Raw genomic sequence first — 11090 nt, forward strand, 5'->3', positions numbered from 1 at the left:
GAACCGGGTCACGGCTGCCACCACGGGCGCAGCGGCACGGTCCAGTCGCCGTCGGCGGGGAGTTTGACCCCCAGCACCTGGTGCAACTGAACCACGTTGCGCTGGAAGCCCAGCCTGCATCCAGCCATGTACAGGCCCCACACCTTCGCGGTGCCCTCGCCGACCTCCGTGACGCAGGCGTCCCAGTTGGCGACCAGGTTCTTGCACCATTCGTGCAGGGTCAGGGCGTAGTGCTCGCGCAGGTTCTCCTCGTGCAGCACTTCGAGCCCGATGTTCTGGATCTCGGAGATGATCCGGCCGGAACCGATCAGCTCGCCGTCCGGGAACACGTAGCGGTCGATGAAATCGCCCGCCTTGGTGGTACGGGTGTTGTCCGGGCGGGTGATGCAGTGATTCAGGAACAGGCCGCCGTCGCGCAGTTTGCTCTTGATGTAGTCGAAGTAGAACGGGTAGTTGTGCACACCGATGTGCTCGGTGAGCCCGATCGAGGACACCGCGTCGAACTCGCCCTCCGGCACGTCGCGGTAGTCGGAATGGCGCACTTCGGCCAGATCGGCCAGGCCTTCCTCGGCGATCTTCTTCTGCGCCCAGCCGGCTTGCTCGGCCGAGAGCGTCGCGCCGATCACCTTGACGCCGCGCTTGGCGGCATAGCGCACCATGCCGCCCCACCCGCAGCCGATGTCGAGCAGTCGGTCGCCCTCCTTCAACCGCAGCTTCTCGAACACCAGGCGGTACTTGTTCTCCTGCGCCTGTTCCAGTGTCCAGTTCTCGTCACCGTAGACCGCGCAGGTGTAGGTCATCGACGGGCCGAGCACGTACTCGTAGAAAGCGTTCGAGACGTCGTAGTGGTGGTGGATGGCTTCGGCGTCGCGGGTCTTGGAGTGGCGCAAGCCGTCGAAGGCGATCCGCCGCCAGCGCGGCAAGGTCTCCTGCGGCGGCGGGGCGACCGGCTTGAGCCGCTCCCAGCCCAGCGAGCGCGCGATGGTCACCAAGGCCAGAGCGGACGGACGGCGGAATTTCAACCCGTCCAGCGCGTTCAGGAGCTCGTACGGATCTCCCGGGTGCACGCCGGTCGCGGTCATGTCACCGGAGATGTAGGCGCGGGCCATACCCAGATCGCCGGGGGCCGTCGCCAGATAGTTGATGCCGCGCGGTGTCCGGATGTCCAGTGCGAACTCCGAATCCAGCGGTCCGGTCGCGCTGCCGTCGTAGGCCGTCAAGCGGATCGGGACTTCGCCCTCGACGAGAGTCTCGAAGATCTCGGCGATGCCGAGTTTGGTCCCGAGATCGGCGAAGACATCGGAACGGTCCTTGAACGTCGTCATTTGCGTTGCACCGCCTTCGAATACAAATCCAGCAGGCGCTGGTCCGGGTCGTAGCGTTTCTTCAGTTCGGTGTAGATGTTTCCGCCGTAGAGCGCCGCGAACTCATCCTTGTCGTAGAAGGAATCCGAGTACAGCGACTTATGACCGTCGAACTCGGTCACCGTGTGCTCGATCGCGCGGTTGGCCGCGCCCTCTTGCTGCCCGGGGGTGGTGGGCACGGCCGACCAGAATCCGACATTCACGTAGGTCCGGTCCGGCTCCAGGGGATACAGCGGCCAGGTGCGTTCGCCCGTCCGATCCGGGTCGCCGGCTTCGCGCAAACGCAGCGGGCACAGCCAGATCGGCTCGATCGGGATCTCGCGCAGGAACCACTCCACGAAATCGGCGGTGCGATCCACCGGCACCTCGATGTCCTGCACGACTCGCTCGCGCGGGAGATTGCCCTTGCGGGCCTCCAGTTTGTCCGCGATGGCGTACTTGTGGTCCAGCGCCACGAGTTTCCAGTAGAAGCTGCTGCGCCGGTAGCGCTTCGGCCAGAACCGGCGGATCCGCGGATGCTGCGCGCCGAAAGCGCGGGAGCACCAGAACCAGTCGGTGTCCCAGCGCCACAGGTAGTCGTGGATGGTCAGGCGGTCACGCTTGGGCGTGTCGCCCTCGTGCTGGATGGAGCGGTAGTAGATGTCCATGCCGGTGTAGTCGCTGACCGGGCCCGGCTCGTCGGTCCGGCGACCCAGCGTCAGGTAGCTCTCCTCGGCGGAGAAGACGACGCCGTCGAGATAATCGACGGGCTCGCCCTCGAAGGCGCGGTCGGTCACGATCGTCGCGAGGGCGGCCTCCAGTTCGCGCAGTTCCCGGAAGCGCACGTGCCGCAGCGCGACGAACGGCTGCACCTCTTCCAGCTCGATCTTCAACCGCACCGTGTAGCCCAGCGTGCCGTAGGAGTTCGGGAAGCCGCGGAACAGATCGGCGTGCTCGTTGTGCGGCGTGGCGGTGAGGATCTCGCCCGCGCCGGTGAGCACGTCCATCTCCAGCACCGACTCGTGCGGCAGGCCGCTGCGGAAGGACGTGGACTCGATGCCGAGGCCGGTGACCGCTCCGCCCAGCGTGATCGTCTTGAGCTGGGGAACGACCAGCGGCGCGAGCCCGTACGGAAGGGTGGCGGCGACCAGTTCCTCGTAGGTGGTCATGCCGGCGACGTCGGCGGTCTTGGCGACCGGGTCAACGGCGATGACACGGGTGAGTCCGGACACGTCGAGACCGGGCGCGGGGTTCTTCGCCCTGGCGCGGAATAGGTTCGACGTTTTCTTCGCCAACCGGACGTCGGCGTGCTCGGGTATCGCGCGGTAGCTCGCCAGAAGACGGTCCACGCCCGCTCGATGCGCGGCAAATCCTGATTCGCGTGCGGCCGGTGCGCGTCCGGCCTTCCCCAACAGACTCACTGCCACCCCTCGACGCTAGTACGGACCAAACGGCGGGGCCACCGCGCGGGCATGGTGGCGGAGAAATGTCACGCATATGTTGCGAAATGGAATACCGAATTGTCTGGAGTAGTTCGCCGCACCCTCGGCGCTTTCCTCCGGCGCGGACAGGGCAGGATGGAGATCGGTCGAGACACCGCATCCGGACAAGGAGCTCATTGTGGGACAGGTCAGCGCCAGTAGTTCGATCGACGTGCAGGCGGATCCGCAGCGCGCGCTGGAGGCCATCGCCGACTACGACACGGTGCGTCCGCGCATCCTCTCGTCGCACTATCGCGACTACAAGGTGGTCGAAGGCGGCAAAGGCGCGGGCACCGTGGCGGAGTGGACGTTGCAGGCCACCGAGAAGCGCTCGCGGAATGTGCACGCGGTCGTCTCGGTGTCCGATTCCATTGTCACCGAGCGCGACTCGAATTCGACGCTGGTGAACACCTGGACCGTCACTCCCGAGGGGACGGGCTCGCGGGTCACGCTGCGCACCACCTGGAAGGGCGCGGGCGGCGTCGCGGGCATCTTCGAGGGCATCTTCGCGCCGCTCGGCCTGAAGAAGATCCAGGCCGAGGTGCTCGGGAACTTGCAGCGCGAGCTGGCCTGATCGAACGAACGCGACGACGGTCCGTGCGGACCGTCGTCGCGGTATCGAGCGGCCTACTCGGCCGCGATGTCGAACAGGTTCCCCTCGGGATCGGCCAGCGTCGTCCACTTCGTACCCCACTCGTCGAAGTCGCCGACGTGCTTCGCGCCGAGGTCGATCGCGCGTCCGACTTCGTCCCGGTCGGAGGCCAGCAAATCGAGATGGATCACGTTCTTGCCCGAGTTCTTGTCGGGCACCTGGATGAACATCAGCACGGTCGTGGCGCCCGCGGTCCGGCCGACGGTGGCGAACTCCGGGGTGGGGTCGGGATCGACGGGCGTCTGCAGCAATCGCGACCAGAATTCGGCGAGAGCGCCCGCATTCTCGCAGTCGACGGTGACGTGGGCGATCGAGAGCGTCATGGACATCTCCTCGTTCAGGGCTGCGCGATGGGCCAGCACACTTCGGTTCGGTAGGTGGCGGGATCGTCGGACACATCCGGTCCGAGCAGGTACAACTCGCGGATCGGCTCGGGCAACGCGACATCGTGTTCGGCGACATGACTGCCCAGCGTGCCGTAGGTGCGGTCGAAATCCTCGAACGGACCCTCGTGCACGGTGACGGCGAAACGGCGCGTGGGTAACTCGATCGCCGAAAGCCGTGGCGGCAGCACGATATCGGCGTCGGCGACCGGGACGAACGCGACGACCGCGCCCTCGTCCTCTTCGAAGAAATCCGTGCCGTAGGTGGCGCCGCCGATGCCCGCGGGCGCGATGTCCGCTGCGGCCAGCGCCTCGTACAACGCCTGGAACGTCGAAGCGCACCACTCGCCGATGTGGTCACGCGCCACCGTCGCGCCGATCGCCGCGGCCGGGAACGCCGCAACCACGCGGTACTCCACGGTGATCGGGGGCGAGGGTGTCAGCAGTGAGCGCAACGAGGCCACGACCGCGCGGGTACGGACCAGTTCGGCCTCCATGCGCTCCAGATGCGCACGCAGCGTGGCGTCACGGGCGTAGTCGTCCGGCGCGGCGAGCACGGCGCGGATCTCCGGGACCGGCATGTCCAGCTCGCGCAGCCGCCGGATCAACTGTGCCTGCGTCACCTGCGCTGTCGCGTACCGCCGATAGCCCGAACTCGCGTCGACGTCGGCCGGAGCGAGCAGGCCGATCTCGTGGTAGTAGCGCAACGTCTTCACGCTGAGGTTGCTCAGCCTGGAGAACTCCCCGATGGGGACGGTCGCCGTCATGGCACCAGCCAACACCCTCCAGCGACGGGAGGGTCAACGCCACCCGAAGTTCAGGCGAGCGCGAAGGTCAGCAGCAGGGTGGTCTGGAACGCGCCGCGCCACCACGAATAGCCGAACCACACACCCGGGGTGACCTCCCGGATCTCGTCGTAGACCGGCGGTGTCGGGGAGGGCGCGTAATCCAGGGCCCAGGCCGGCTGCCCGTCGGTCAGGGCGGGCGCCGTGTAGACGTCGGCGCGCCAGCCCTCGACGCCCGCACCGGTGAGGCGGTTCATCAGGTAGCCACCGTCCGGGCCGGTGTAGAAGGTCTTGCCGATCCACAGCGGGGGCGCGACGGCCTGCATCACCGGCGGGCGAGTGACCCAGCCCGACTTCACGCCGGAGGGAACGTCGCCGAGCGGCGCGGCGCGGAAGATGGCGTCCTGCTGCCCCGGCGAGCACCGGAAGCGCAGCGAATCGAGCGTCGCTGCCTTGTCGTCCGGATAGAGGACGCAGCCGTCCCCGTAGTCGGCGACCGCCGGGCTGGTCTCGGGGTCGATGACCTCTTGGGCCTCGGTCGCCTCGGTCGCCTCGATGATCTCCGTGTCCGCGGACGCCGTTGGACCCGCGGCGCCGAGAAAGATGCTGGGAACCCCAAGCGTGAGCACCAGGGTGCTCAGGAAACGTGCACGAACTGCGATCATCTTTTGTCTCCAGATTTGCACACCGGCCCCGACTCGGTGTCGATGGTAAGGCGCGCGCGGTCGGTCTCCACCAGAACTACCCAACCTGTTATCCACCATGCGCCGCGATATCGGACCCGTCGGGCCGCGCCGGGAGCCCGGTGCGGCAGGACTAGGCTGGCCGATGACACCTTCTCCAGAGAGGACCCTCCCGTGCAGCCAGGTGGCCAGTTCGACATGCAACAGTTGCTCGCCCAGGCGCAGCAGATGCAGCAGGCGGTGATGGAAGCCCAGGCCGAGATCGCGGCGACCGAGGTGGAAGGCGAGGCGGGCGGTGGCCTGGTCCAGGTCACCATCAAGGCCAGCGGTGAGGTGGTGTCGCTGACCATCGACCCGAAGGCCGTTGATCCCGAGGACGTCGAGACTTTGCAGGACCTGGTCATCGGTGCGGTGAACGACGCGATGGCCAACGCGCAGAGCGTCGCCGCGGAACGGCTCGGGCCGCTGTCCGGTGGCCTCGGCGGCGGTTCGCTGCCCGGTTTCTGAGCCGAGGTAGCAGTTGTACGAGGGTCCGGTCCAGGATCTGATCGACGAATTGGGCAAGCTGCCCGGCGTCGGTCCGAAGAGCGCGCAGCGCATCGCCTTCCACCTGCTCCAGGTGGAGCCGCCGGAGATCGATCGGCTACAGGCCGCGCTGCAGAAGGTGCGCGACGGTGTGCAGTTCTGCGTGACGTGCGGGACGGTCTCCGACGGCGAGCTGTGCCGTATCTGCGCCGACCCGCGCCGGGACCGGACCATGATCTGCGTGGTCGAGGAGCCCAAGGACGTGCAGGCGATCGAGCGCACCCGGGAGTTCCGCGGTCGCTACCACGTGCTCGGCGGGGCGCTCGATCCGCTCAGCGGTATCGGACCCGACCAGTTGCGCATTCGGGACTTGCTGGCGCGCATCGGAAACCAGGAGGACGGCGTCGACGTCAGCGAGGTGATCATCGCGACCGACCCGAACACCGAGGGCGAGGCCACGGCCACCTATCTGGTCCGGATGCTGCGCGACTTCCCCGGCCTGAGCGTGACCAGGCTGGCGTCGGGCCTGCCGATGGGCGGCGACCTCGAATTCGCCGACGAGCTGACCCTCGGCCGCGCGCTGTCCGGGCGGCGCGCGCTGTAGCCGCGAAAACCTCTCCGGCAGCGGGATTACGCCGTGCCGGGCGTCGGTTACCGTGTCGGAGATGAGCATCGAATTCTTGCTGACGACGCTCGTCATCGTCGCCACCCCCGGCACCGGTGTGCTGTTCACGCTCGCGGCCGGTTTGTCCAGGGGCGTGCGGGCCGCGGTGATCGCGGCTTTCGGCTGCACACTCGGCACCGTCCCGCACCTGATCGCGGCGATCACGGGTCTGGCGGCGCTGCTGACTGCCGGCGCGGTCGCGTTCCAGACGTTGAAGTACCTCGGTGTCGCCTATCTGGTGTACATGGCCTGGACCACGTTCCGGGACAACGGCGCGCTCGCCGTGCCGGAGCACACCGGGCAGCCCGCGCCCTCGGTGCGGAAGGTGATCACCTCGGCGGTACTGCTGAACCTCCTCAATCCCAAACTGACCATCTTCTTTTTCGCGTTCCTCCCGCAGTTCGTGCCCGCTGGCGCGCCGAACGCGGTGGCGCGCATGCTCGAGCTGAGCGGCATCTTCATGCTGGCGACCTTCGTGGTGTTCGCGGTTTACGGCGCCTGCGCGGCCGCCGTTCGCGACCAGGTCGTCTCCCGGCCCGCCGTCGTCACTTGGACGCGGCGAGTCTTCGGCGCCTCGTTCCTCGCGCTGGCGGGCCGGCTGGCCGTCCAGAATCAGTGACGGGTTACAAATCGATGCGAGACCAAGGTAGGCCTGGGAAGCGGCTGCGGTCGTCGTTGGCCCAGCCCCAGATGAGGGCGGCCACGGTGGCGGGGTCGGAGAGGGTGGTGCCGAAATGCTTGTCGGGGGCCCCGTCCCGGTATTCCACGGTGTAGGCGCCGGAGTTCTCACGGTAGGTCTGCATGTAGTACTGCTCGCCGCGTTCGACGACGAGGTACGGGTTGGGTGGGCTCAGCTCCGGAATCCACTGCTGGACAAGCGCTTCGGTCAAGTACGGCAATTCGCCCGCACCGCCGTGCGTGACGATGGCCCTGACGTGACCGGCGGGATCGATCAGCCAGGCCAGCTGTGGGTCGTAGACGGCGTAGTTCAGCGGTGTGGCGAGTTCGAACAGCAGGTGGCGGACGAAGCCGATCGCGTCGTAGGGACACGGCACGTGCAGCACCGCGCCGGTGGCCGCGCCGCCGACCGGCGCGGTGCTGAGAAAGCTGTCCTCCTCGGGCAGTTCCGCGTTGCGTCTGTTCAGTTCGGCCGCGATCTGCGCCACCGTCCCCGACTCGGGGGCGCCCTGCTGGGTGCTCAGGAAGGCGTCGACCTCCGCGATCGACGACGCGACACCGGACGGCAGCAACACGTGGTCATAGCTCACCGGGCCAGGGTACGGAACCGTTCAGGCGCGGCGGCGGACCGTGTCGCCGGTGCACCGGCAGCCGCCCGCCAGGTCTCGGCAATCGAGGACGAAGGCGTGCCGGTCATGGCTGAGCTCGAGGCACTGCTCGTCGGTGCATTCCGCGATCCGGCTCGCGTGCACGATAAGGGTTCCATGGCAGTGGTCGAACGCGGATTCACACGATGAACAAGCTGACTTACGCATATGACCTCCTGATGAGATCGTTGTCGTAGTTCGGTGATACCACCGGCTCGGCGGTCGAGGTGGGACCCGGACCCGCGTGTCGCCGTGTCCGGCGCCGGTGCGGCCACACCGCGACGGGCGACGGCGCGCGCTGCCGGTTCACCCGAAGCCGACGCTGCGACATGCGAAAATAGTCACACAGCCCACTGGCTGCTATATCGGGTGCGGGCCGCCCGGAGCGTTCGACGACCGTTGGTGACGGATGGCGCGAAAGCGAGGTCGGCGCGGTGACGTTGCGCGATGAGCGGCGGGAGACCGCGGCCGGTGACACCGTGCGCGAGCAGTTCACCCGCTACCGCTCGGAGGGCGCCGAAACGGCCGCCTACGACGAATGCGGTGCGCCCGTCGCGGGCTACTACGACGAACTGGTCGACGCGAACGGCGCCGTGCGCCGGATGTGGTCGGAGCTGTCGGCCGACTTCGCCGAACTCGGCGGGGACGGTCTCGGCAAGCTGGACAGCAGGGTGCGCAGGCTGATCGACGACGACGGCATCACCTACCTCGAGGTCGGCGCGGCGACCGAAACCACGGCGCCGTGGCGCCTCGATCCGATTCCCCTGCTGGTGGCCGCAGGCGATTGGACCCGGCTGGAGGCCGGTGTGGAACAACGCTCCCGCGTATTCGACGAGGTGCTCACCGATGTCTACGGGCCGCGCAGGACGCTCGGCTCGGGACTGCTCGCACCGGAAGCCGTCTTCGGCAACCGCGGCTACGTCCGGGCCGCGCACGGCATCACCGTGCCGGGGCGGCATCAGCTCTTCCTGCACGCCTGCGATCTCAGCCGTTGGGGCGACGGGCGGTTCCGGGTGCTCGCCGACTGGACGCAGGCGCCCGCGGGCGCCGGATACGCGCTGGCGGACCGCAGAGTCGTGTCGACCGCTATCCCGGAGTCGTTCGAGCACGCCAATCCGCGTCCGCTGACGCCGTTCGCCCGAGCGATGCGATTGATGCTGATCGAATCGGCGCCGACCGACGACGACGAGCCGGTAGTCGTGGTGCTCAGCCCCGGCGTGCGCTCCGAGACGGCGTTCGATCAGGCGTATCTCGCTTCCACGCTCGGTTTTCCGTTGGTGGAGAGCGCCGACCTGGTGGTGCGCGACGGCGCGCTGTGGATGCGGTCGCTCGGCACGCTGAAACGGGTGGACGTGGTGCTGCGCCGGGTGGACGCCGAATTCTCCGATCCGCTCGATCTGCGGCCGGATTCGCGGCTCGGCGTGGTGGGACTGGTCGAGGTACTGCGGCGCGGCGCGGTGACGGTGGTGAACACGCTCGGCAGCGGGCTGCTGGAGAACCCCGCGCTGACCCACTTCCTGCCCGCCCTGTCCCGCGCACTGCTCGGCGAGGACCTGCTGCTGGAGAGCGCGCCGTCGTACTGGGGTGGTCACGAACGAGAGCGCAAGCACCTGATCGCGAAGCTGGACGAGCTGATCATTCGCTCCACGATCGACGGCACCACGCTGTTCGGTCCCGAGCTGAGCCGGGATCAGCGCGAGGAGTTGCAGGCGAGGATCCATGCGCACGGCTGGCAGTGGGTCGGCCAGGCGCCGGCGCAGTTCTCCGTCGCGCCCGCCATCCGCGATCACCACGGTCTCGGCGCGGCTCCGGTCGGCATGCGGTTGTTCTCGCTCGCCCACCGGGGTGGCTACACGGTGATGTCCGGGGGTCTCGGTCAGTTGCGTCAGCGCACGACCGATCGTGCCGCGCGCACAGTCGCCGCCAAAGACATCTGGGTACGGGCCGCGCCGACCGCGGCCGCCGCGATCAGCACCGAACCGCCCCGCGAGCGCGAACGGCGCACCGACCCGATCGTGGCAGCGATCAGTTCTCCGCGCGTGCTCAACGACCTGTTCTGGATCGGCCGTTACGGTGAGCGCGCGGAGGACGCCGCCCGTCTGCTGATCGCCACTCACGAGCGCTACCAGGAGTTCCGTTATCGCCCTTGGCTGGAGGGCGCAGAGGCGCTGCCGATCCTCCTGGCCGCCCTTGGCCGGGCCACCGCCACCGCGGCGCCGACCGAGGAACTTTGTGGTCCCGAGGTGCGCGGCCCCGCGCCGCAGCAGAGTTCGGCCGATCGCGGCATGCTCTCGCCTGGTGGAGCCGGAGCCGACGAGCGATCGCACCCAGGCGCCGGAGCGGTCGACTCTTCCGCTGACGAGCCGAAAGCGATGGCGGCGCCGACCGGCGCGGACGGACTCGTGCGAGAGGCCTCGCACTCGGACCGGTCGCGACTGCTCGATCGTGATTCGGCCGGGGAGGATCCGGCCGCCGAGTCCTCAGGAGACCGGACGCCGGAACCGGCGATGGCCGATGTCGATTCGGAGCGGGCCGCGCGTCTTGCCGCCGTGGTCCGGAACGAAGCCGTGGCAGGCGCCGATGCGGGACAGCCGGTGACGGCCGGAGTGGAGGCCGTCGCCGAAAGATCGGACAGCGCCGCGACGACGACAGCGTCGCAGCCGCACCCGGTACCGGGTGCGTCCCGTACCGGCCACGACTACCTCGTCGCGCTGACGATCGACCGGGCGCTACCCGGCTCGCTGGCCTTCGCGATCGACCGGTACGGAAACGCCGCGCGCGCCGTGCGCGACCAGTTGTCGGTGGATACGTGGATGATCCTCGGCGCGGTCGACCGGGCGCTGGCCGGCTATCCGGCCGCGGTGGACGACCTGGAGGCGGAGCTGTCGGATGTGCATTCGCGCACTCTGGCCGGGCTGCTCGCGCTGTCCGGAATCGACGGGGAGTCGCTGATCCGCGATACCGGATGGCACGTCAGGGATATCGGCAAGCGCATCGAACGCGGTCTCGCCCTGACCGCGTTGCTCTCGGCCGCGCTGACCAAGCGGTATCCGGAGCAGACCGAGCGGGAAATCACGGACTGGGTACTGCGAGCCACCGAGTCCGCGGTGAGCTACCGCAGGCGACATCAGGATTCGGTGCGACTCTCGAACGTCGCCGAGCTCCTGCTGTTCGACACCGCCAACCCGCGATCGCTGGCCTATCAGCTGGACCGGCTGCACGCCGATTTCCACGCGTTGCCCGGCGCTT

Annotated in this window: 11 protein-coding genes; 5 read left to right on the forward strand and 6 right to left on the reverse strand. The window is 68.2% G+C overall.

The window, feature by feature from the left end; genetic code table 11:
* Nucleotides 1-8 precede the first annotated feature (8 nt).
* Nucleotides 9-1325: a class I SAM-dependent methyltransferase gene (locus ACFU5M_RS07770; RefSeq protein WP_379045506.1), complete on the reverse strand. Its 1317-nt coding sequence runs from the start codon at nucleotides 1323-1325 to the stop codon at nucleotides 9-11.
* A complete protein-coding gene (locus ACFU5M_RS07775) occupies nucleotides 1322-2764 on the reverse strand; it encodes an FAD-binding oxidoreductase (protein WP_379045689.1) in 1443 nt (480 codons plus the stop codon). The genes ACFU5M_RS07770 and ACFU5M_RS07775 overlap by 4 nt, the downstream gene beginning before the upstream one ends.
* 199 nt (nucleotides 2765-2963) lie before the next feature.
* On the opposite strand from ACFU5M_RS07775, the gene ACFU5M_RS07780 reads away from it, so the two are divergent.
* Complete coding sequence (locus ACFU5M_RS07780) at nucleotides 2964-3398, forward strand: SRPBCC family protein (RefSeq protein ID WP_379045509.1); 435 nt, start codon at nucleotides 2964-2966, stop codon at nucleotides 3396-3398.
* 53 nt (nucleotides 3399-3451) lie between these two features.
* Here ACFU5M_RS07780 and ACFU5M_RS07785 read toward each other — a convergent pair whose 3' ends face one another.
* Genes ACFU5M_RS07785 through ACFU5M_RS07795 form a run of 3 tightly spaced genes read right to left on the reverse strand, consistent with a single transcriptional unit; the run spans nucleotide 3452 to nucleotide 5309 of the window.
* Nucleotides 3452-3799, reverse strand: a complete 348-nt coding sequence (locus ACFU5M_RS07785; RefSeq protein ID WP_379045512.1) for a VOC family protein — start codon at nucleotides 3797-3799, stop codon at nucleotides 3452-3454.
* Nucleotides 3800-3813: 14 nt separating this feature from the next.
* The gene (locus ACFU5M_RS07790; RefSeq protein ID WP_379045515.1) at nucleotides 3814-4626 is read right to left on the reverse strand and encodes a MerR family transcriptional regulator; all 813 of its coding nucleotides are present in this window, start codon (nucleotides 4624-4626) and stop codon (nucleotides 3814-3816) included.
* Between the two features lie 50 nt (nucleotides 4627-4676).
* Nucleotides 4677-5309, reverse strand: coding sequence for a hypothetical protein (locus ACFU5M_RS07795; RefSeq protein WP_379045518.1), 633 nt, complete (start codon nucleotides 5307-5309; stop codon nucleotides 4677-4679).
* Between the two features lie 192 nt (nucleotides 5310-5501).
* Between ACFU5M_RS07795 and ACFU5M_RS07800 the strand changes: the two genes are divergently transcribed.
* The 3 genes from ACFU5M_RS07800 (at nucleotide 5502) to ACFU5M_RS07810 (ending at nucleotide 7135) form a co-directional block, all read left to right on the forward strand.
* Nucleotides 5502-5834 (forward strand): YbaB/EbfC family nucleoid-associated protein, encoded by a 333-nt coding sequence (locus tag ACFU5M_RS07800; protein ID WP_379045521.1) that lies wholly within the window; start codon nucleotides 5502-5504, stop codon nucleotides 5832-5834.
* Nucleotides 5835-5847: 13 nt separating this feature from the next.
* Nucleotides 5848-6456 (forward strand): recombination mediator RecR, encoded by a 609-nt coding sequence (gene recR, locus ACFU5M_RS07805; protein ID WP_379045524.1) that lies wholly within the window; start codon nucleotides 5848-5850, stop codon nucleotides 6454-6456.
* A 61-nt stretch (nucleotides 6457-6517) separates the two neighbouring features.
* Complete coding sequence (locus ACFU5M_RS07810; protein WP_379045526.1) at nucleotides 6518-7135, forward strand: LysE family translocator; 618 nt, start codon at nucleotides 6518-6520, stop codon at nucleotides 7133-7135.
* A 4-nt stretch (nucleotides 7136-7139) separates the two neighbouring features.
* Here ACFU5M_RS07810 and ACFU5M_RS07815 read toward each other — a convergent pair whose 3' ends face one another.
* Nucleotides 7140-7784 (reverse strand): hypothetical protein, encoded by a 645-nt coding sequence (locus tag ACFU5M_RS07815; RefSeq protein ID WP_379045529.1) that lies wholly within the window; start codon nucleotides 7782-7784, stop codon nucleotides 7140-7142.
* Between the two features lie 491 nt (nucleotides 7785-8275).
* Here ACFU5M_RS07815 and ACFU5M_RS07820 point away from each other — a divergent pair.
* The coding region (locus tag ACFU5M_RS07820; protein WP_379045532.1) for a circularly permuted type 2 ATP-grasp protein at nucleotides 8276-11090 on the forward strand (2815 nt) is incomplete at its 3' end.

The organism is Nocardia sp. NPDC057455 (assembly GCF_042802775.1).
Taxonomy (GTDB): Bacteria; Actinomycetota; Actinomycetes; order Mycobacteriales; family Mycobacteriaceae; genus Nocardia.